At 25.6% G+C, this 23,480-nt stretch carries 20 protein-coding genes; all 20 read right to left on the bottom strand.

The window, feature by feature from the left end:
* Nucleotides 1–965: 965 nt before the first annotated feature.
* Nucleotides 966–1,472 carry a hypothetical protein gene (locus NPX79_RS03055; RefSeq protein ID WP_381414968.1) on the bottom strand — a complete coding sequence of 169 codons (507 nt, stop codon included), beginning with the start codon at nucleotides 1,470–1,472 and terminating at the stop codon, nucleotides 966–968.
* Between the two features lie 40 nt (nucleotides 1,473–1,512).
* Nucleotides 1,513–4,128: an extracellular solute-binding protein gene (locus NPX79_RS03050; protein WP_381414967.1), complete on the bottom strand. Its 2,616-nt coding sequence runs from the start codon at nucleotides 4,126–4,128 to the stop codon at nucleotides 1,513–1,515.
* Nucleotides 4,128–5,057, bottom strand: a complete 930-nt coding sequence (gene potB, locus NPX79_RS03045) for a spermidine/putrescine ABC transporter permease (protein ID WP_381414966.1) — start codon at nucleotides 5,055–5,057, stop codon at nucleotides 4,128–4,130. Before potB ends, NPX79_RS03050 begins: the two co-directional genes overlap by 1 nt.
* Nucleotides 5,057–6,109, bottom strand: coding sequence for a spermidine/putrescine ABC transporter ATP-binding protein (gene potA, locus NPX79_RS03040; RefSeq protein ID WP_381414965.1), 1,053 nt, complete (start codon nucleotides 6,107–6,109; stop codon nucleotides 5,057–5,059). Before potA ends, potB begins: the two co-directional genes overlap by 1 nt.
* An 18-nt stretch (nucleotides 6,110–6,127) precedes the next feature.
* A complete protein-coding gene (locus NPX79_RS03035) occupies nucleotides 6,128–6,661 on the bottom strand; it encodes a helix-turn-helix domain-containing protein (RefSeq protein ID WP_381414964.1) in 534 nt (177 codons plus the stop codon).
* A 109-nt stretch (nucleotides 6,662–6,770) separates the two neighbouring features.
* Nucleotides 6,771–8,684 carry a threonine--tRNA ligase gene (gene thrS, locus NPX79_RS03030; RefSeq protein ID WP_381414963.1) on the bottom strand — a complete coding sequence of 638 codons (1,914 nt, stop codon included), beginning with the start codon at nucleotides 8,682–8,684 and terminating at the stop codon, nucleotides 6,771–6,773.
* Between the two features lie 84 nt (nucleotides 8,685–8,768).
* Nucleotides 8,769–9,419, bottom strand: a complete 651-nt coding sequence (locus NPX79_RS03025; protein ID WP_381414962.1) for a hypothetical protein — start codon at nucleotides 9,417–9,419, stop codon at nucleotides 8,769–8,771.
* 134 nt (nucleotides 9,420–9,553) lie between these two features.
* The gene (gene pyk, locus NPX79_RS03020) at nucleotides 9,554–10,972 is read right to left on the bottom strand and encodes a pyruvate kinase (RefSeq protein ID WP_381414961.1); all 1,419 of its coding nucleotides are present in this window, start codon (nucleotides 10,970–10,972) and stop codon (nucleotides 9,554–9,556) included.
* A 9-nt stretch (nucleotides 10,973–10,981) separates the two neighbouring features.
* Nucleotides 10,982–11,956, bottom strand: coding sequence for a 6-phosphofructokinase (gene pfkA, locus NPX79_RS03015; RefSeq protein ID WP_381414960.1), 975 nt, complete (start codon nucleotides 11,954–11,956; stop codon nucleotides 10,982–10,984).
* Between the two features lie 73 nt (nucleotides 11,957–12,029).
* The gene (gene miaA, locus NPX79_RS03010) at nucleotides 12,030–12,962 is read right to left on the bottom strand and encodes a tRNA (adenosine(37)-N6)-dimethylallyltransferase MiaA (protein ID WP_381414959.1); all 933 of its coding nucleotides are present in this window, start codon (nucleotides 12,960–12,962) and stop codon (nucleotides 12,030–12,032) included.
* Nucleotides 12,963–13,156: 194 nt separating this feature from the next.
* Nucleotides 13,157–14,638: an APC family permease gene (locus NPX79_RS03005; protein ID WP_381414958.1), complete on the bottom strand. Its 1,482-nt coding sequence runs from the start codon at nucleotides 14,636–14,638 to the stop codon at nucleotides 13,157–13,159.
* A gap of 152 nt (nucleotides 14,639–14,790) precedes the next feature.
* Nucleotides 14,791–15,606: an HAD family hydrolase gene (locus tag NPX79_RS03000; protein WP_381414957.1), complete on the bottom strand. Its 816-nt coding sequence runs from the start codon at nucleotides 15,604–15,606 to the stop codon at nucleotides 14,791–14,793.
* A gap of 10 nt (nucleotides 15,607–15,616) precedes the next feature.
* Nucleotides 15,617–16,792 carry a methionine adenosyltransferase gene (gene metK, locus NPX79_RS02995; RefSeq protein WP_381414956.1) on the bottom strand — a complete coding sequence of 392 codons (1,176 nt, stop codon included), beginning with the start codon at nucleotides 16,790–16,792 and terminating at the stop codon, nucleotides 15,617–15,619.
* 200 nt (nucleotides 16,793–16,992) lie between these two features.
* Nucleotides 16,993–17,664, bottom strand: a complete 672-nt coding sequence (locus tag NPX79_RS02990; RefSeq protein WP_381414955.1) for a hypothetical protein — start codon at nucleotides 17,662–17,664, stop codon at nucleotides 16,993–16,995.
* Nucleotides 17,664–18,473 (bottom strand): TIGR00282 family metallophosphoesterase, encoded by an 810-nt coding sequence (locus tag NPX79_RS02985; protein WP_381414954.1) that lies wholly within the window; start codon nucleotides 18,471–18,473, stop codon nucleotides 17,664–17,666. The genes NPX79_RS02990 and NPX79_RS02985 overlap by 1 nt, the downstream gene beginning before the upstream one ends.
* 13 nt (nucleotides 18,474–18,486) lie before the next feature.
* Complete coding sequence (ylxM, locus tag NPX79_RS02980) at nucleotides 18,487–18,828, bottom strand: YlxM family DNA-binding protein (RefSeq protein WP_381414953.1); 342 nt, start codon at nucleotides 18,826–18,828, stop codon at nucleotides 18,487–18,489.
* On the bottom strand, nucleotides 18,815–19,666 hold the full coding sequence (gene ftsY / locus NPX79_RS02975; protein WP_381415487.1) for a signal recognition particle-docking protein FtsY: 852 nt from the start codon (nucleotides 19,664–19,666) through the stop codon (nucleotides 18,815–18,817). Before ftsY ends, ylxM begins: the two co-directional genes overlap by 14 nt.
* A gap of 162 nt (nucleotides 19,667–19,828) precedes the next feature.
* On the bottom strand, nucleotides 19,829–21,280 hold the full coding sequence (locus NPX79_RS02970) for a hypothetical protein (protein WP_381414952.1): 1,452 nt from the start codon (nucleotides 21,278–21,280) through the stop codon (nucleotides 19,829–19,831).
* 213 nt (nucleotides 21,281–21,493) lie between these two features.
* Nucleotides 21,494–22,384, bottom strand: coding sequence for a hypothetical protein (locus NPX79_RS02965; RefSeq protein ID WP_381414951.1), 891 nt, complete (start codon nucleotides 22,382–22,384; stop codon nucleotides 21,494–21,496).
* A gap of 57 nt (nucleotides 22,385–22,441) precedes the next feature.
* Nucleotides 22,442–23,437, bottom strand: a complete 996-nt coding sequence (gene recA / locus NPX79_RS02960) for a recombinase RecA (protein WP_381414950.1) — start codon at nucleotides 23,435–23,437, stop codon at nucleotides 22,442–22,444.
* Between the last annotated feature and the right edge of the window lie 43 nt (nucleotides 23,438–23,480).

Here is a 23,480-nt window from a genome sequence, read left to right as displayed (position 1 = left end):
ATAGTAAATATGGCGTTTGTATATAATGTTAAATATATTTTGAAGTAACTTATATGATATTTGTTAAAAAATTCAATACACCAACAAGCTAATATGTTATTTACGTACATAGTTAAATAATTTTTACTATAATTTTTAAAAAATGTATTTCAAAAATAAAAAAATCAATAAAGGGATCGACTAGCTTTGAAATAAAATATCAACATTAAAATATTTGCATAATTTTTATTATTAGAAAATTTATTTGAAACTAAAGCCCTAATAAAAAGATAATTATATACATTTATACTTATATAAAAAAAATATATAAAAAAAATAAATGTATTTGTAAAATGCACTGTGTGTTTTTTTTAAATAATTTTTTTAAAAAAAATAAATGTGTACCTGAAAAAAAGTAAAGATGTAAAACATTGTTGCTTAATAACTTTGTAAATAAGTCATATGAAAGTTGTGCTGGAAAAAAAATTACGGTTTTGCAAAAATTAGTATTGTTAAAAAATAAATATTTTAAATTTAATAATTTTAGTAAATAATTATTTTTTATAGATAAGACATTATAAATTATTTTATAAGATTTTATTTTAATAAAAAATAACATTTTTTCAGAACTATTAATTACAGAAAAAACACTATTTTTATTTATTATAATTGTTTTATTAATTAGAAGATGTTTGGATTGAACTAAAAAATCTTCTCCTAAAATATTTCTGCCTTTATAGAAATTTGTTTTATTATCAAAACCAAAAATAAAAACCATGTCATTAAAATAAGCTATGTAAAATTTAAATAAAAAAAATAATAATGTTAATGAACATAAAAAAAGTTGCTTATAAGTTAATTTAAACTGATGCTTTCAAAACATTATAAAAATAATTAAAATATATAGAAAAAAAGAAATAAATAAAAATTTGTTTTGAGACAAATTTAGAATAATAAAAACAAAAATTAAATAGTTAAATAAATATTTATCCTTTGAACGTGTAGGTAAATCAAACAATTATATTTTCTCTTTTGTTGTGATTTATAAGTTTTTTTGTCATTATATTTAAAGTTTCTTCTTTACTATTTGTTGTAAACATTGTTTCCACAAAACTATGAAATAATTCTTCTTCAATATATTTTGGTAGTAAACTTTTTCCTAAATTTATTGTGCGTAAGTCTCACATTAAAATATTAATAATTGATGGTGTGTAAAATACATGAAAATTATTTGCAATCTTATTCAAATTATTTTTATTATGTATTTTATAAAGTTGAAAATTAAAATTGTTGTTTAATAAGTTTTGATATATAGTTACTTTATTATTTATATTTATAGGTTGTGGTTTTTTAATTTCTAAGAAATCACTTTTATTAGAAAAAACAATTTTATTTAAAGTTTTATAGTCATTTTTATCATTTTTATCTAAAAAAAATGTTTTCATTGTAAACACAAAAAATATAGTAACTAATACTAATATTACTTTTAGCATATTGTCCCTATATTTTGTAGAGTTATTTAGTTAATTTCTTTTATGTTAATCTTGAAATTAAAATATTATATAAATTAACAACAAATTTATCTAGTTCTTCATTAAAGATAAATGGTTCATCTCCACTTTGTAAGAATGAATTGTATTCAGATGTTGTTTTGTTATATCTTCCGACAGGAACATATTCGCTTTGATAATCACTATAGTATTTAAAATACTCATTAGTTTCATCTGCCCCTTCATACCCTAACATTGTTTTAATGTTTTGATCATATGGTGATGTATAACCAACATATGCTGATAAATCACTACTTTTTTGTGTTAAAAAGTTAATTAATTTATAAGACAAATCTCTATTTCGAGAGTTTTTATTAATTACTAAATTATCACTGTAAATATTTGTTCCTTCAAAAATATTTTGATCAACACCTTCAACATAACGTCTGTTTGCTGGGTTTTCAATTATTAACTTATTAATACTTTCTGGTTTTTTAGTTTCTGCAAATAAACTATCAGCATAAATTGCATCCCCATTATACATAAAGGCAAAATCAAAGTTACCATCACTTGCCGCATTTATAATTTCATCATTCATTAAAGATATATTTGGAGATTTAAATAATTCATTTAAGTAATTAAAACTTTTTTGTGCTTCCCCTTCATCTCTTGGTTGTGCTTTTCCCGAAAGAATTTGTGAACTAATTAAAAATAAGTTTTTAGGATCATCGTTTAACAATACTTTTTTATCTCTTTTAGCAGCGTATTCTAAAATATCTCATGACAACCCACTTGAAATTTCATTTTCACCAGTAACAACTTCATTGAAAATATATTGTCCACGACCCTCTATTCAATCTTTGTGTTCAATCCCAAATTGATCTGTAATTGATGATGGTAAGTGGCTATTTTTATCATTTAAATAATCGTTTATTAAATTAATATTTGAAGGTGTTGGATTAATAACAATCGACATTTCCCCTCAAAATAATGGCAATGAGTAACTAGCAATTGATTCTGTATTACTTTTTCAATTGTTAGCATTTTGAATTGCTTGTAAAGAATTGTTCACAAGAGCTATGCTATTTGCATCAACAGCTTTAGTACTTACTTCTTTATCACTTTGATAATGATCTTCAATAAAATCATGGTTAATAGATTTTAAATAATCAATAAAATCATTATCAATATTTAAATTATTAAAATTTTCATTTCCTTCCGTATATTTTGGACTACCATCATTGTTGAAAATTTTTCCATCAAAGTCTTTATTAGGTTTTAGAATTAAAAAGTCATTATCAACTTGATTTAATTTTACATAGTCAATTTCCTCAATGACTTCTTCTTGCGCTAATTTATTAGCCATGTAATCACTTGGGACCATTACATCATAATTTGTTGTATAAAGTTTGTTGTATAAAGTTTCGTTACTATCGTAAACTGTGTATCTAATTTTAACATCGTGTTTTTCTTCAAATTCTTTTATGATATCTGGATCCATAAAACTACCCCAGTTAGCAAAAACAATATCATAAGAATTATTTATAATATAAAATGCCACTAATGCACTTGAAGAAGATGCAATTACTAATAATAATAAAATTGATCTTCAACTTCTTGATAGTCAATAGAATTTTTTACGAATAACTTTACGTTGTTCTTCTTTTTGTAATAGTCGATCAAGATACTTTGATTTTTTTTGTTTCACTCAATCAATATTACTTTTTAACTTTTCTTCTAGATAATCTATTTTATTTCATAGTTCTTGTTTATCATTTTCGACAAGCTCATTAGAAAAGTTAGCTTGATAATATAAACTTCATAATTCTTTTTCAATTTTAATATTTTGTTTATCTTGATATTTATTTTTTAAAACTTTTTTTTTCAAAAGATTTTTTTGCNNTGATTTTGTAAAATTGTAAATATTAAACCCAAATATAAACAGTCCAACAATTGCGATACAAATTGTTCCGAAAGCATTTACAAATGGCTTTAATCTTTTCATTGTATAAATAAAGGTTGAAACGTTTACTTCATCTCCCCCAGTAAAATAAGAAATAATAAAATCATCAAAGCTCATTGCAAAAGCAATTGCAGCCCCTGAAGCTATAGCTGGTTTTAAAATAGGTAAAATTATTTTTCTTAAAGTTTGAGCTGATGATGCCCCTAAATCAATTGAAGCTTCAATTAGCTTAGCATCAATTTTTTTCATTCTAGGCATAATAGTTATTATTACATATGGAATACTAAATGAAATATGGGCAAAAACTAAACTTGTTAATCCAAAATTAATTCCAAAAGCCATAAATAATAGCATTAAAGAAACCGCTGTAATAATATCAGCATTAATAATTGGTATGTTAGATACAGATAAGGTCATTTTTTGTGTTATGCGACGTGATTTTGATAAACCTAAGGCAGCAAATAATCCAATAATTGTGGAAATAATTGTGGAAATTACAGCCACCAAAATAGAAACCACAATACTTTGAATAAAACTAGATTCTTTTGCTAACTCTTCGTATCATTTAAAAGAAAACCCTTGAAAAATTGTTAAACTTTCTCCTGAATTAAATGAAAAAATAATTAAAACAGATAAAGGAATATAAATTAACAACAACACAACACTTAAGTATGTAGATTTTAAAAATTTAAACATTAGTTTTTTACCTTCCTTTTATTATTTTCAAAATAGTGTGCTGCATATTTTGAAACAATAATTATTATAAAAATTATTAGAGCCATTACAACAGAAATGGCAGCACCTAATCCAAAGTTACCCCCTTTAAAGAAGTAAGATTCAATAACTTGAACAATTGATGATATTTGTCCCCCTCCTAAAAATTTAAAAATTATTAAAGAAGTTGAGGCTTGAACTAACAACAATATTCCCCCAGTAATAACCCCTGGTAAAGATTGTCTAAAAGTAACTTTTCAAAATGTTTTTATATGACCAGCACCTAAATCTCTTGAAGCTTCAATTAATGTACGATCTGTTTTTTCCAAACTATTATATATTGGCAAAATAACAAACGGAATAAAAGCATATACCATTCCTAAAATAATTGAAATTGGAGTCCCTATTAGTGTGGGTGAAATAATTTGAAATAAAGTTTGTAAACCAATTACTTTTAAAATCATGTTAATTCATATTGGTAATGTAACTAATATTCAAATGTTTTTTGTTAAAAATTTTGAATTACTAAAAGCCATAATGTAAGCTACAGGATAACCAATCACAATTGCAATAAGTGCTGCCGCTAAGGCAAATCCCAAGCTTAATAATAAGGAAATCATAAAACTTCCTTCTCTAAAAAAATCTAAAAAGTTTTTAAAATTTATTTCAAAAATTAGACTGTTTCCAGTTGCGCCAATTAATGAATAAAATAAAATAATTACTAATGGAATAACAATTAATAAAATCATCAAAATTGTATATGGTAATAACATTTTGTTAGTCTTTTTAAACAATAGTACTGGTTTTGTTTTTTTTGCTTTATTAATGAATGTAGAATTAGTAAAAAAGTTTACAACATTTTTTTTAAAAGTGGCAAGATTTTTTTTACAAGCTTTAAAAAACTTTTTCATTAGTCCTCTATTTCCTTTCACATAACATGGATGTCTTCTTCGTTTCATTTAATTCCAACTTTAGAATCAAGTTCTACAAAATCAGTTGTATGAATAACTCATTCTCTGTCACCTACGCAAACAATAATTTCTCAGTGAACACCTTTAAACACTACAGATTCAACAACACCTTCAAAATATCCTATATTTTTTTCAACAATATCAATGTCTTCTGGCCTAATGATAATGTCTATTTGGTGTTCGTTTTCTCCAAAACCAATATCCACACATTTAAACTCTTTATTATCAATTTTTACTAAATTATCGTTTACAAAAATTGCATCATTAATCACATTAGAATTACCAATAAATTTTGCCACTCAAAGGTTTTCAGGTTCATTATAAATTTCTTCTGGTGTACCAACTTGTTGTACTATCCCTTGATTCATTACAACAATTCTGTCAGACATTGTTAAAGCTTCTTCTTGATCATGTGTAACTAAAATAAAAGTAATTCCAATTTCTTCTTGTAAAGCTTTCAGTTCCATTCTCATAGATTCTCTCAGTTTTACATCTAAAGCTGCCATTGGTTCATCTAATAACAAAATTTTTGGTTTATTTATTAAAGCTCTAGCTAGAGCAACCCTTTGTTTTTGACCACCTGATAATTGATCTATTTCTTTATCTTCGAAACCTTTTAAATCTACTAACTTTAAAAACTTTTTAACTTCTCTTTCAATTTCTTCACGTTTCTTTTTTTTAATTCTTAAACCATATGCCACATTTTCAAAAACAGATAAATGTGGGAATAAAGCATAGTTTTGAAAAACAGTATTAATTTCTCTTTTATTTGTTGGGATTTTTAGAAGGTTTTCATTTTTATATAAAACTTCACCTCCACTAGTTTTTTCTAATCCAGCAATAATTCTTAATGTAGTTGTTTTTCCACAACCAGAAGGTCCTAATAAAGTAATAAATTCCCCTTCTTTAACATTAAAAGATATCCCTTTTAATACAACATCTCCACTAAACTCTTTTGAGACGTTTCTTATTTCAATTAAATTTTTATCCATAAACTTTATATCCTTTCTTTAAAAAATTGGTGGGTTAGATACTCACAATACTTTCACTTTTTTATTTGAATTATTATTTAAATAATGTATTTCATTAGCCTTAACATAAAAACTATATCCTTTTTTAGCTAAATAATTTTTATCCCCATAAAATATTTCAACTTCTCCGTCTAAAACATATCCAAATATTTCACCATTATATGGGTAAACTAATTCAGATTTTTTGTTAGGATTTATTTCAATAATGATTGGTTCCATTTTATTTTTTTGTGCATTTGTAATTAATCATTTTAGTGTAAAATCTTCATTATCATTTTCATAATAAGATTCTGTTTCATAAACAATTTTTTCTTCCTTAAATGTTGCAAAAAAACTACTCATATCAGAACCTAAAACTTCCAATATTGTACTTAGGGTTTCAATACTTGGCGAGGTTAAATCTCGTTCTAATTGACTAATATATCCTTTTGTTAATTCACATCTATTTGCCAGTTCTTCAACTGTTAAATCATTCTTGTGCCTTAAATTTCTTATTTTTAATCCTATTTCCATATATACCTTTGTTTATTATTAGTAAACTTTTTGTTTCTTTTTAGTAAACAAGAAAATTATAAAATAAAATAAAAAAAATGCAATAGTTTGCATTTATTATTTTATTTATTTATTTTTTCAATAAAATCNNTAAAAATTTAGCTAAAGACATTTTTTGGTCTTGTTCTTTTCCGTATTCTCTAAAAGTAACGTTTTTTAAATCACTTTCATCATCTCCAATTATTATTTGAATTGGAATTTTTTTTGTTTGTGCTTCACGAATTTTATAGGCTAATCTTTGATCTCTAACATCTAAGCTTGTGCGATACATGTTTTTTTTCAATATTTTTTGTAGTTCATTTACAGCCTTCATTTGAATATCTGAATTTATTGAAACGGGAATAATCTTAATTTGAGTTGGTGAAATTCAAAACGGAAAAACTCCTTTTGTTTGTTCTAAATAAATTGAAATGAATCTTTCATAAGTTCCGATTAATCCACGATGGATCATAATTGGACGAACCTTTTCGTTATTTTCATCAACATATAATAAATCAAATTTATCTGGTAACAATAAGTCAAATTGAAGTGTTGAAACAGTTATTTCATGATTTAGAGCAGTTTTAATTTGCACATCAAGTTTTGGTCCATAAAATGCTGCTTCTCCAACACATTTTTTGTATGGAACATTTAATTTAATTAAAACATTTTCTAACATTTTTTCTGCTTTATCTCACATAGCATCATTATCATAATATTTTTCTTTATTAGTTTTATCACGTAATGAAAGAGAAAAATAATCAATTTTAATGTTAAATTTATCTAAAACTTCTTTTATTAAATTGTAAGCTCTTGTAAACTCTGATTCTACTTGATCTTCACGAGCAAAAATATGTGAATCTGTTAATTCCATCATCCTTACTCTTTCTAAACCAGTTAAACTACCAGATGATTCATAACGGTGCAATACTGCATGTTCACTAATTCTTAACGGTAATTCACGATAACTTCTTAAACTACTATTAAAAATTTGAATGTGGTGCGGACATGCCATTGGTCTTAAAATAAAACTATCATGTTCTTGAATAATTGGTGCAAACATTGAATCTTTATAATGTTGTCAGTGACCTGATTTTTTATAAAGATCAACTGATCCTAATATTGGTGTTTCAACTTCAACAAAATCATATTCAAATTCCTTTTTACGTAAATAATTTTGAATTTGACGCTTAATAATTGTTCCATTTGGAAGTCAAATTGGTAGACCAGCTCCAATTAAATTATCAAAAGTAAAAATCTCTAAATCTTGACCAATTTTTCGGTGATCACGTTCTTTTCGCTCTTCAATTTCTTCTAACTTAGTATTAAACTGTTTTTCACTAACTCCACTAAGACCCCTGATTCTTTGAACTGTATAGTCTTTGTATTCATCATTTACAAAAACACCAGAAACATTAAAAATATCAAAAGCTTTAATGTTGCTTGGGTTTATAGCGACAAAAGAATTGTACACATAAAAACTATTGTTTACTAAATATGTACATTTATCTTTTTTCCCACTTGGTAAGTTATTTATCTTATCTAGAGCAAACTGATTATCTTTGAAAATATTTTTGGCTTCTTTAATAGAAAAACAAGTTCTACTTATAGGTAAGTTGGCTTTGATCAATTTTTGTAANTTCTTTTTAAGAATAATTAAATCACTTTTTTTAAAATTAACATCACTCACAAAATCTACATAAAAACCATCTTCATCATAATTAGTATCAACAATTTTCACACTGTTATTGTATTTGTGCATAACATAAGATAAAGCAACACTTGTTGTATAGTTGATAATATTAAATGCTTCTTTTGCATCTTTATCAATAAATTCTACATTTGCATCAAAATCTATTATTTTATCTAAAGGTTTAATTACTCCATCAACAACTCCAGCTCAACTTTTTTTTGCCAAAGAAGTTGATAAGGATTTTGCGATATCAAAAAGAGTCTTTGATTCATTAAACTCTTTAACTGTTCCATCTTTTAATATAATTTTCATAATACTCCTAATATTTTACTTATAAAATAATTTTACAATAAAAAAAACAAAATTTTTCAAAATTTGTTTTATCTTATGTTTTTTTTATACTTGCGCTAAACCAGTTACTTTGTAAATAGTTTTTTTGTTATCAATTATTTCTTCTATGTTAATAATTTCATATTTATTAATTTTTTCAGCATTCACAGCTGCATAATCATTGTATAAAAAGTAATCTCCAATTAAGTATGCACATTTTTTGCCTTGTTCTTTTGGTAAAGCGTTTATTTTATTTGTAGCTGACACGTTATCTTTAAAAACATTTTTAATAATTTCTTTGTCAAAACATACTCTTTTAATTAAAACTTTATCTTTAATTTTATCTAAAACACTGTTCTTAATTGCTTCTATATTAAAGTCAGAGATTTTTTTATTACTTTCAAAAGTAACTGTAAACCCTTCTTTTGTGTAGTCAGCTGTTATTAAATTCATTTTATTATCTATGTTGTAAATGACAAATGATGTTAATAAAGCCGCACTATAATTAATAATTGAAAATGCATATTTTGAATCTTTGCCAGCGAATTCTAAATTAGCATCAAAATCTACCATTAAATCAAATGGTCAAACTGTTCCATCAATAACTCCAGCTCAACAATCATCTTCTTTAATGTTAAAAGCTTTTTGTCCTATTTGATATATTGTTAGTGGTTCTTGGAACTCTTTTACAAGATTGTTCTTTAAAGTAATTTTCATTTTATCTCCTTGAAATCATTATTTATTAAGAATGATTAACTTATTTTATAATAAAAAAAAGCAACTTATTAATTAATATGTTATATATTACATATTATACTTGTTGCTTTAAAGATTATATTTTATTTATAAAATTATGTAATAATAATTTCTTGAATATCTTCACGATGAGCAAATAAAACTTTTGTTCCTTTAACTGCTCCTCATTTTTTGGCGATTCTAATAACAGCCTGTTTGTTTTGTTTAAATTCATCATAGTCTGAAACTTTATTCATGAAAATTGAACTTCAAGCTCCAAAAGATGTATATAGATTTTCTTCTGGTGTAACACCTAGAATAGAAACGTTTGGTCTAAATTTTGAAATTGTTTTTAATAATTCCCCTGTATTTGATAATACAACAGCAAACTTGTAATCACCATTGAAAGCTTTCATTGCTAATTTTTTAGCAATAACAGCTCTCGGGCCACTAGTTGAAGCTTCAGCATCATCCAATTGTTTTTGGTAGTATAGTTTTGAATAAAATTCTTTTTCAGCACGAGAATTAATTGTTGACATAGTTTGAACAGCAATCGTTGGATATAATCCGTTTGCAGATTCTCCACTTAGCATTGTACAGTCAGCCCCTAATTCAGTTGCAAAGTAAACGTCAGTTACTTCAGCTCTTGTTGGAGATGGGTTATCTGTCATTGATTCAAGCATTTGTGTTGCAACAATAACAATCTTACCTTTTGAACGAGCTTTTCTAATTAAAACTTTTTCTCAATAAGGGACATCGTAATAAGGAATTTCTAATCCTAAATCACCACGTGCAACCATAATTCCATCTGCAGCTTCGATAATTTCATCAATATTGTCTAATCCAATTTGTGATTCAATTTTAGCAATTATTTGAATGTTTTCAGCTTTATTTTTAATTAAAATATCACGAATTTCTTTAACATTAGCAGCTGAATTAACAAATGAAGCAGCAATGTAATCTAAGTTTTCTTCGATCCCAAATAGTATATCTTTTTTATCCTTTGTTGATAAAAATGGTAAAGAGAAATCAATTCCTGGAAGATTAATTCTTTTGTTGTTTTTTACTCAATGAGTATTAAAAGCTTTGGTAATAATTTTATGTTTTTCAACTTTTTCAACGTGAAGTAATAATTTACCATCATCAATTAAAATAGTGTCTCTTTCTTTTAAATCCCCAGCCATATCATATGAAACTGTTATTAAATTAGCAGTTCCTTCAACTGATTTATAAGACTTAGCATCTGTTAAAACTTCTACAATTGTTCCTGATTTAATTTGTTGTTTACCATCTTGCATAGCTCCAACTCTTATTTCAGGTCCTTTTGTATCTAACATAATTGAAATTGGTTTACCCATTTTTTCCGTTAGTTCTTTTGCTCATTTTATACGAGCTCCATGCTCTTTATAATCACCATGTGAAAAGTTTAATCTAATAGTATTCATACCCGCTTCATATAAATCGCGAATTGCCTCAAGTGAATGTGTACTTGGTCCAATAGTTGTAATAATTTTTGTTCTTTTGTCTCTGTTCATTTTGTCCCCTTATTTTATTCTTCTAATGTTTAAATTGTTAAACTGTGTTCATAATTTTTTACGTGATTTTCTTGGAATTTCTAAAGCTTCCAATATTGGATAATCAACTATTTCTTCTCCAACGTTTCCTAGTGCTAACCCAGACTTTCCATCTAAGATTAGTTCAACAGCTCGAATCCCCATTGTAAATGCTCTAAAACGATCCATTGCCGTTGGTTTACCACCACGTTGAATGTGGCCAAGAACTGATGCTCTTGTTTCAAATCCACTAGCTTCTTGAACTTTTTTAGCAAGTTCATGAACACTGTCATATAGGTGTTCTGAAACTACAACAACAACACTTCTAACAATGCCTTTTAATTTTGTTACTTTTTCTATTATATCTTCTTCACTTAATGGGTTACCCCCAATAGAAACGATATCAGCTCCACCAGCAATTCCACCATATAAGGCTAAATCTCCACAATGTCTACCCATAACTTCAATAATTGTACATCTACTGTGAGATTGAGATGTGTCTCTTATGCGATCGATTGAATCAACTATTATATTTAAAGCTGTATCAAAACCAATTGTTTGTTCAGATGAAGAAATATCATTATCAATTGTTCCTGGTAAGGCAATACAATTTATTCCCATTTCTGAAAGTCTTTGCGCACCTTTGTATGAACCATCTCCACCAATCACCACCAATGCTTCAATTTTTTTATCTTTTAAATTTTTAATTGCTTTTTCTCTGATTTCTTCTTCTTGAAACTCAGGAAATCTTGCACTCCCAGCAGCAGTTCCCCCTCGTGAAATTATGCCATCAGCAAAGAAAGAATCAACTTTTTCAATTCAGTTATTATATAAGCCCAAATAACCATCTTTAATGATATATGTTTCTAAACCCTGAGCTTGAGCATACTTTATAACACCACTAACTGCTGAATTCATACCTTGCGAATCACCACCAGATGTTAAAATACCAATTTTTTTTATCATAGAATCCTCACTATTATATTTTCTTTTTTTATTTTACTATAAAAAACCTTCTAATGTTAGCAAAACAGCTATTTTATATCACCAAAGGCATTTTTATTTTTATAAAATCAATTACTTTGTTAACAATTAAATCAAAATCCTGGTAATTGTGTGTAAATCAATTTATATTATCTAATTTGTACTTAAATCATGTATATTGTTTTCTTGCATATTGTCAATTTGCGATCTGCATTCTTGCTATTGATTCTTCATGTGTTAATTCATCATTATAATATTGAATAATTTCTTTGCAACCAATAAATTTCATTGATTGATAATTTGTAGATTTTCCTAAATTTTTATACTCATTAATAACTTCATCATAAAGGCCTTTTTCTATTAATTTATATACCCTCTTTTCTAGATAAGGTTTTAAAACTTCTTTTTTTGGTGAAAGGCCAATAATTAATGGTTTAAAAATATAATTTTCTGCAACTTTTTTATCACTAAATTTTTGTTTATTTTCATAAAAATAACTTATGGCTCTGATAACTCTTTTGCGGTTGTTTTCATGAATTTCTAGGGCAGATTTAAAGTCTATATTTAGTAATATATTTCACAGTTGTAAATTATTATATTTTAAAAACCTATCTTCGTAATGATTAAAATCATTTTGTTCTTTATTAAAATTGTAGTCTTTTAAAAGAGCGTTTATATATAATCCACTTCCACCAATTATAATTGGGATTTTATTTTTTCTAAANATATTGTTTATAGCTTTACGCCCGTCTCGTTGATAATCCATTATGGAATATGTTTCGTTTAAGGAAACTTTTGACAATAAATGGTGTGGAATATTTTCTTGTTCTTTTTTAGTTATTTTATTGGTTGCAATATCTAACCCATTGAAAATTTGTGTAGAATCACTATTAATAATTTCTCCGTTGAACTTTTTTGCAATTTTAATTGAAAGATCTGTTTTACCACTACCAGTGGGTCCAACGATTAAAATTACGGAAAAATTCATAAAACTCCTTTTTTTGACAAAAAAAAATAACTCAGTCCGCTTTTAGTGCTTAGGCGAAGAGTCATTAACTTTTATAGCGGAAATTACCTAAACACAAATAACGCATAAAACGTTAGAATTGAATGTCCTTGCGGACATAAATATTTTAACATAATGTTAGTTTAAATAAAAAAAAATCTATTTTAAATAGATTTTTAAACATTAGAACTTACTGTTTTTGTGTTTTTAGCAAGGTTTTCTTTGTTTATATTAATATTTTCTACTACAGTTTTTTCTTTTTTATCGGGATTTTTGGGATTGAATTTTTTATATAACAATTCATTAATTCCTCAAATTAATACCATAAATAAGGCAAATCCAATGATAAATCACCTTACAACACCTCTTGGATCTACTGCCAAGGCAGCAAAATATCCAACAATAATAACTGAAATAAAGGCAAATATTAAAGATGCTGAAATTATTGCGCAAGGTCAGAAGAACCTAACTCTATCGGTTTTAACTTTATTAGTTTTACGGTTTATCATAGCTAATACAATAACAATTCCATAAAATAAAAAGTTAAAAACTGTAATTACGGTTGAAAAACCATCGATTATATAAATAGGGTTATCATTATAAACAGCATAACCTACCAATAAACAAATTAAATAAACTGTTGCTGAAATAATATATTGAATAATACCAGATGTTTTAATTGATACTTTTTTATTGAAAAAGAAAAAGCCATCTTCAACACCAGCAGAAATATAATTTGTGGCAGCTAATGTCATTCCGTTTAGACTAACAATTGCCGACATAACTATTAAAACATAAACAATTTTAATCATTCACCCTGGAAGTGTATTGTCAAATACTGTAAATAAGTTACCGTCTGTTGATCCGGCAAAAATTGATATTGAAATTAATACATAAAATACAATAACAAAAAACATTGAAGCAAAAAGTGCTTTTGGTAGTTGTTTTTTATATTTTACTTCTTTTTGTAAATTAGTAGCGTATACGAATCCATCTAATGAAAACATAATTGGCGCAATTGCCATGAAAAAGGCTCCTGCACTTCAAGATTGTAACTTTGGATCTGAAAATGTATTATCACTTCCTAATTGAGTTAAACCTAACACTAAACCTATCAGTAAGGGTATAAGTTTTATTGCTAATCCGATAATTTGTATTATTTTTCCCGGCTTTCTAGTGAAGGCATTGGCCATTGAAAAAATAGCCATTATTCCCATTCCTCCAAATAAATAAAATAATAATTTATCTAAACTTGAAAGACTATTAATTGGTGTCCCAATTGTTGTAAATATAAAATCAATTACTAGAAATGATAATATAGAGTAAATTATTGGAATATATCCAACAATATTAAATATTGCTGAAAAAGCCCCTAATTTTCTTCCATGTAACTTTCCTAATCAATTAGCTAAGTTACCATTTTGGTTTTTTGCTTTTGTGGTTGATGAAACTTCCATGAAAACAACAATCATTGTCATCCCCAAGATTCCTATAACAACTCACAAAATTATTGCAATAATTGGATTTTGAGCAATACCTAAAACAGACCCTGGTTGGTTAGAGTTCTTAGCATATATACCTACACCAACAACTATTCCAACAAAGGTTGCAAAAACAGACATAAACTCAAAAATTTTAATTTTTTTTTCGTTGTTCATTTTTATTCTCCTATAAAATTTTAATAATTATAAATTACTTCGTTTTTACATTTATATATTAAAAATAAATCTATTGTGATTTAAAATATAATAATATTATTATATATAAAAATTATAGATAAAAAACATTATATGTAATAAAAAAATAAGTTTTAAAAAAACTTATTAACAACTTCTGAAACACCTGCTTTTTTATTATTATTTTTCGTAACATAATCAGCAACATTTTTTATTTTTGCATTTGCGTTTTTCATAGCGGCACCAATTTTACAATTTTCAATTAAAAGTTTATCGTTTCCACCATCGCCAATTGCTACTGTTTTTTCTAAATCAATATCATAATCAACTGCAATATGTTTTAATGCATATCACTTATCTGTGTTCTTGGGGTTAATTTCTAAGTTATTTATTTTTCCAGAAAAATATGATCATTGAAAAAAGCTTAAATCCTCAGCTTTTAATAATTCATTTTTAAAAATATCTATGTTTTTTGTTTTACCACCGACAATAAATTTAAAAACTTCATCATTGTTTTTATTAATCATTTTATAATTAGTTTTTTTTCTTTTTGTAATTATTGAAATGATTTTAATTATAAATTTATTTTTATTAGTGTATCCATAATTATGATTTGCTGAATACCCTCATCCATAAAGTTTTTTTTGATTTAAGTTATCAAAAAAATTCAAAGCATGTTCTGTTGAAAATGTTTTTCTTAGAATAACTTTTTTGGTTTGAGATTCATAAACTAATCCACCATTAAATGAAATAATTGGGTAATTATATTTTTCGATGTCAATTAAATTTAAAATTGGTTTAATTTTCTCAGGACTTCTTCCGGTTGCAATAATAACTTTAATCCCTTTTTCTAAAAGATTGTTTATTGTTTTTATGTTTTCTTTTGCTACTTTATCTCTTTTGTAAGCTAATGTTCCATCTAAATCAATTATTAATGTATTAAATTCCATTATTATACCCCTAACAATTGTTTTCTAAAAATTTCTTAATTTCAGATGTTTTATTAATTTCTTCTCACGAAAAGTGACCTTCACTTCTTCCAAAATGACCATATTTAGAAGTCTTAAAGAAATTCGGATACCTTAAAGAAAGTTGATCAATAATTCCAAAAGGAGAAAGATCAAATGTTTCATAAATCATTTTAGTTAAAAGTAAATCATTAAATCTACTATCTTTTATTGTGTTAAAAGTATTAACATTAACTGAAACTGGTTGCTTAACACCAATTGCATAAGCTAGTTGAATTTCACATTTATCAGCAATATCGGCTCCAACAATATTTTTAGCAATATATCTTGCCATGTATGATGCTGATCTATCAACTTTTGTACCATCTTTTCCAGAAAAAGCTCCCCCACCATGACGAGCATAACCACCGTAAGTATCAACAATAATTTTTCTTCCAGTTAAACCAGCGTCACTTTTTGGTCCACCAGTTACAAATCTACCAGTAGGATTTATTAAAAATTTAAAATCTGTATTCATATCATACTCAACAGCAATTTTTTTCATAATATTTTCATAAATATATAACTTAAATGCTTTTTCATCATAATTTTCTTCATGTTGAATTGACATTAAGATTGTGTCTAATTTTTGTTCTCCGGTTGGTAATATTTCAACAGTTACTTGTGACTTCATATCTGGACGAGCATATTTAAACTCCCCAGTTTTTCTTTTTTTTGTTGCCAATCTCACTAAATCATGCGCCATAGAAATAGCTAATGGCATTTTATTTTCTGTTTCATTACATGCGTAACCAAACATAATTCCTTGATCCCCGGCACCTTCATTATTAACACCCATTGCAATATCATGCGATTGCTTATTTATGTGTAAATGTAAATTAAAATTGTTGTAATCTATTCCTCATTCATTATTGTTGTAACCTACATTTTTCAATAAATCACTTACAATTTTTTTATAATCAATAACAGCTTTAGATGTAATTTCTCCACCAATAAATACATTGTTATTCGTAATAAAAACTTCGCAAGCTACTCGAGAATTTTTATCTTGTTTTAAACATTCATCAAGAACTAAATCAGAAATTTGATCACAAAGTTTATCAGGGTGACCTTCTGACACGCTTTCTGATGTAAAATATATATTATTATAATTATGTAACTTTTCCATTTTATATCCTTTCTAAAATATAATTTTTAATACTATTTAACACAATATATTGTTCATCAGATTCAATAAATATTATATTTGTCTTGTTTTCAATATCTGAGTTGTAAAATGGTGAATTTTCACTTTGAATAATTTTACAATTATTATTGTTAAAAATACCGGTATTTTTAACAAATTTTTTATTAATTTTATTTATTTGTCTAAATTCATTTAAATGAAATTTTGCAAATCCTAAACTTATATTTGTTTTTTTTTGAAAAAATGCTACTATCAAATTTTAAATGTAAGGGTTTGTTATGATTTAAAATAACACCTAAAAAATATGATATTTGCGCTGGTTTAGAAAATTTTAAATATTTTCTTTTTGAAACAGGGTTAACAAAAATAAAATTATATTTATCTTTTTCTTTTATAAATTCATAAACAAACGAAGATAAACCTTCCAAAATTATTGTTGTGTTTAAATATTCAAATTTGTTAATTGCATTCATTAAATCTATAATAATATTTTTATAGTTTCCGACATTTTTATTTTTTATACTTTTTTGGTGAAAAGAAAAATTTATTACATCATATTTATCATCACTTTTGTTTAAAGAAAAGTAATTATCCTTATTTGTTTTGTAATCATAAAAAACATCTTTTATAACTAAAATTAATTCCTTACCGTTTTTACTTTCTAAACTTATTTCCATTTTTTGCGAATCTGATAATATTAAATGTTTTTTATTAATAATTTCTGCAAGTTGTTTTTTTTCTTGCTTTTTGCTTTTTTTATTAAATAAAAATATTTTATATACTAATAAATAACAAGTAAAAATACCCGCTAAAACAATTGCGACATATAAAAGGCTTTGATTAAGTATTGTCATTATAAATTACCTTTAAATCAATTCGGTAAATTATCACTAGTAATATATAAACGCTCAATTGACTGTGTCTTGTTATTTTTGTTATCAACATCAATAATTACAGCTGAAAAAACATTCAAAGAATTGTCATTTGAAGGTTTAAATCTTGCAGGCAAACCACTTTTTTCTTTTTGAATTATTTCTGTAGGATTACCTCCTATAATAGAATTTAAAGATCCGCACATTCCCAAATCACTAATAAACGCTGTTCCTTTTGGTAAAACACGGTTATCGGCTGTTTGAACATGCGTGTGAGTTCCAACCAAACCATTTATTTTACCGTCATAATTTCAAGCAAATGCAATTTTTTCCGCTGTGGCTTCAGCATGAAAATCAACTACATGAATATCTGAGTCATCATTTTCTAATAAATTATCAAAGTCTTCATATGGATTATTTACATTATCCATAAAACTTCTTCCCATTAGATTTGTAACTCTAATAACTTTATTTTTATATTCTAAACAATAAGTTCCGTTTCCAGGTGCACTTGTATAAAAATTTAAAGGTCTTAGTAAATCAGGAGTTGATGAAATATAACCCACAACTTCGTTAAGTCTAAAAATATGATTACCAGATGTAATAACATCTACTCCTAATTTTTTATAAAATGTATAATGTTCTTTTGAAATAGATTTACCATGAGTTGTATTTTCTCCATTTAAAATGACAATATCAATGTTATAGTTATTCACAATTTGTGACAAAGCATTTTTAATTACATTTCTACCGACGCTTCCGTAAACATCGCCAATCATTAATATTTTCAATTTTAATTCCCCACTACTCGTTAATAATTTTTAGTAAATTGCTTTTAGTTTCTATTAAATTTGAATCTTCTAAAGCATTAACAAGTTTTTCTATTTCCATATTTTTTTCTTTTATTTTTAATTTACTTTCATATGTGTTCAATGTTTTAACAATAGTTTTTAAAGCATCATACACAGCATTTCTTGAAACACCTAAGTCTTCACTAATTTCTGCTAAAGATAAATTATCAAAATAATATGTTTCAAAATAATTTTTCTGCTTATCTGTTAGCAACTCTTTATAAATGTCATATAACGCAATAATTTTAAGCATAAAATCATAGTCATTTAATTTTTCTTTATTAATTTCCATCATTTTCACCTTGAATATCTGGCTCAAATAAGTCCTTAGTTAAATTATATACATATTCTTCAATATCAAAAATAGATATATCACTTAATTTTTCCCCTGTTCCAATAAATTTTACCGGAATATTTAATTTATCTCTGATAGCCAATACAACACCACCTTTAGCGGTACCATCCATTTTAGTTAATACAATGCCTGATATTTTTGAAATTTCAGAAAATGTTTCTGCTTGAATTACTCCATTTTGACCTGTTATTGCATCAATTACTAATAAGGTTTCTGCTGGTTTATCATTTGTAACTTTGACGATAATGTTGTTAATTTTTTCTAATTCTTTCATTAAGTTAACTTTATTTTGTAATCTACCGGCTGTATCAATTAAAACTATGTCAAAGTTATTATTTTTACCATATTCTAACCCTTTGTAAACAACACTTGCCGGATCTTGCTGTTCCTTATCTGGTTTAATAATTTCTATTTCTAGTCTTTCTGCTCATAATGATAGTTGTTCAACAGCTCCCGCTCTGAAAGTATCTCCAGCAACCAATAGCACTTTGTAGTTTTTTTCTTTGTAAAAATTTGCTATTTTTGCAATAGATGTAGTTTTACCAACACCATTAACACCCACAACTAAAATTGGACTTAATTTTTTCTTATATAAGTTAATTTTGTTTTCTTTACTTTTTGGATCATCATAAAAACTCATAAGTTGTTCTACTAAAAAATCATTTATTTTTTCTGTTGGCCAACCTTTTGAAAACTTTTTTTCTATGTTGTTACTAATTTTTAAAACAATATTCATCCCCATGTCACTTTGTATTAAAATATCTTCTAATTCTTGTAAATATTCACTATTAAACTCTTTATATTTATTAGATAACTTTTTAATGTTATTGGAAAAAGAAATTTTTGCTTTAACTAAACTTTTTTCAATTTTTTCTTTTTTTAGTTCTTTTTTTTAATTTTCTTCGTTCTTTTAACTTTTCAAAATATTTCATTTTAACCCTTACTTTAAGACATATTTATTTTTATACATTTTCACAATAAAATATGTTGCTATCCCAATTATAATTGATATTGGTAAAATAATTGCAAAAACAAGCAATAAAATTGTGGTAGTTGTATTATTTTGTTTAACTTCTTCTTCAATTATTAATTGCACTTTATCAAAATTTATTAAAGTTGAGTCATTCCCAAAAAATTCAGTCGCTTTTTCTACTTCTAAATTATTTTTAAAAACAAAAACACTTAATGTTTCTGACAATTTAGAATCTAACATAACGCTATCTTGAAATCCGTAAATATAAACATTTTGTTTGTTTGTTGGTTTTAAATGTTCTTGTAAATAAAAAGTTGGCAAAGAAATATTAGATATGTTTTTACTTAAAATAATTCTTTTATCAAATTCCTTTGCACTATTTGCAAACTTAGAAAATTGTTCTTTAAATATTTTTGTTCCTTCATCATAAAAATCAGGACTTACATTTATTTTTATAAAAACACTTTTTTGATTATCTTTTAATAAATTTTCTACAAATTGTGCATCATACTTAATGTTTTCTTCCGCTATTGGAGATCAATAATTTGTTACATATATATTTTCAAAATCTTGTGGCCCTTGTTCTTCATTTATTCTATAAAGTGTAAAAAACAAATTAAAAAATTCTACATTATTAATCTTTAAAGCCTTTAACACTTCAATATGATTTATGTTTAAAGATTCTCAATAATTAATGTGTTTATTGTTTTCTGTATAAATATTATTAAAGCTATATCATGAATTAACACTTATAGCCTCAATTTTAAGCAAGGGTAATAATTGAAAATTTAAATTTTTATATAAATCATTTTCACCATTATAAAATCTTTTTCATAAATCTTTTTGTTGATCTAAGTTATTTTCCTCAGCTTTTAAAATTTTACCTAACGCTAAATCATCTTGCGTTATTTTGTTTATTCCATTACCAACAAATGTAAACTGACTAATTTTAAATAAAAAATTAGTTGTTATAAAATCAAAATTATTTTTATCTAATAAAATTTTGTTAGATAAAAATACATCGTAATTATAAGCGAATGTTTCAAACTCTATAAAGTCTAAGTCTACCAATTGATTTTTATTTGAATTAATTTTAAATGTTTGGATATTATTAATATCTTGAAATTTTTTATTTGAGAAATTAATAATACCTTCTGAAAAATCATTAGTAATTATTAATATTTCTTTTTCAGATTCTGCTTTATTTATTTCGTTACTGAAATGAAAAATTGTTGATAGAAAAATTTCAATTTCTTCTTTATTATCGCTTAACATAAAAAAGATATAATTATTATTAATTCTTTCTGGATCTTTTAATGATTCATTAATTTCATCATTAATGTGATTTTCTGTTTGAAAACTTTTGGTTGATTGCTCTCAGTCAAAAGCTTGTCTGTTTGCCTTACTTATTGAAAACAAAGTTGAAGAAATTAAAATTAAAATTGCAAAGAAAAAAATAAAAAAGAAAAAATATATTTTTGTTTATTAATTATTAGCTTTTTCATATTGGTATCTTTCTAAAATCTTATTTGTATAATTTATTATTATAATAACATAATCAAATAAACATAAATAAAAAAACAGAATCTAATTCTGTTTTGTTTTTTTTGCTGTTATATTTTTGATAATTTTTTAACCTTTTGCTTGTTTTGTTATTATAGGGTTTTTATTATATTTTTTTAATCCTTTATTTGTTAGAGTAATGTAAACAGCTGTTCCTGCAACAATAATAGCTACAACCGCAGAAAAGGCAATAATAAATCATGCTCAACCCGGTAAATTTGCTGGCATATCAGCTCCAGATCTTCTAATATACATGAAGAAGTATTGATATTGGAAAGGTTTTTGTGAATAATGTCTAAATTCTCCACGAACCATCATAATTACTCCTCATAAAATTGGGAAGATAATTACTAAAAAGATATCTTTTTTGAAAAATTCTTTAGTGCTTTTTACTTCAATATTTTTACTTGCTAAAAATTTTGGTTTGATATAAAAACAAACATAATAAATAATCATTATTATTGGAGTAACTAAATGATGCATCATTGAACCAGCTCAATTAATAGCACCTACTGGTGGCTCAAGTGGTAATAACATTAACATATAAATAATCATTGTTATTGTTATGTATGTTGTTACAAAAGTTGTAGAGTTAAACCCTAAAATACGACATGAAATTGCGTAGCATTTTTTATTATGGTTACATAATCCTTCATTTTTTCAGCCGATCATTGAAATTAAAAATCAAAACATTACAAACATATTTGTGATAATTGTAAAGTAACTAAAAAAGTTAAAAGAAAAGTCTCCCAAATCTCTACTGTATGCATTTCAAGTCTCCGGTGTTGTATTTCAACCACCAACAGTATCTGGACCTAATTCTTTAATATTTTTTAAATCTAATAAACCATTAATGTATAGCATCACTGTTGCTATAAATGGAATTAAAAAACCAAAAAGTTTAACTAAAAATCTTAAATCTAAATTAAACTTTTCCTTTTTATTAACAAAAGTATTCATTTACTCCCCCTTAAAATATTTTATAAATTAACAAAATTATTATAACATGATAAATTTTTAATTTTTGAAAAACAAGATATTTAACTTATTTAAAATAGCATTATATACTTCAAAATTTTCTATCAAATAATTTTTAACCTTATCTCTACCCTGGCCAATTTTAACATTTTCATAAGAATATCAAGCACCAGCTTTTTCAATTATTTTTAAATCTACTGCCATTTCAATAACTTCTTGCAAATTATCAATTCCTTTATTATAGGTGATATTTGTCATTCCAATTTTAAAAGGTGATGATACCTTGTTTTTAACAGTTTTTATTTTTACTCTATTACCATAAGCTTGACCATTTTTGGTTAAAACTTCTACTTTGCGAATGTCTAACCTAACTGATGAATAAAACCTTAGTGCTCTACCCCCTGGTGTTGTTTCAGGACTACCAAACATAACCCCAATTTTTTCTCTAATTTGGTTTATAAAAATAACTATACAATTAGTTTTGGAAATGATCCCATTTAACTTTCTTAAAGCTTTACTCATTAAACGGGCTTGCCCCCCAACATTTACAGCTCCCATTTCTCCTTCTAATTCTGCTTCCGGCACTAAAGCGGCCACACTATCTAATACAACAAGACCCATATCTTCACTTTTAACGAGTGTTTCTAAAATATTTAAAGCTTGTTCCCCAGAATCTGGTTGAGAAATTATTAATTCTTCTAATTTAATTCCAATATTTTTTGCATATCCAGCATCTAATGCATGTTCTACATCAATAAAAGCCGTTAGTTTGTTTAACTTTTGTGCTTCTTTAATTGCATGCAAAGAAATTGTTGTTTTACCTGAAGACTCTGGTCCATATATTTCAATTATGCGCCCTTTAGGATATCCACCCACACCAATAAGATTATCAATTACAATACTTCCACTTGAAATGCTCTCAATATTCAGATTATCATCATCTAATAATCGCATTGCACTTCCTTTTCCAAAAGTTTTCTCTAAATCTTTTATTATTCTATTTAAATTATCAATTTTATTATTTTTATCGTCCATAAAACCCTTTTATTATTTTGAAAAACAATTAAAAATTCCTTTT

The sequence above is a fragment of the Spiroplasma endosymbiont of Anurida maritima genome, from assembly GCF_042465095.1.
GTDB lineage: Bacteria > Bacillota_I > Bacilli_A > Mycoplasmatales > Mycoplasmataceae.
This window is presented reverse-complemented; position numbering and strand designations above follow the sequence as displayed.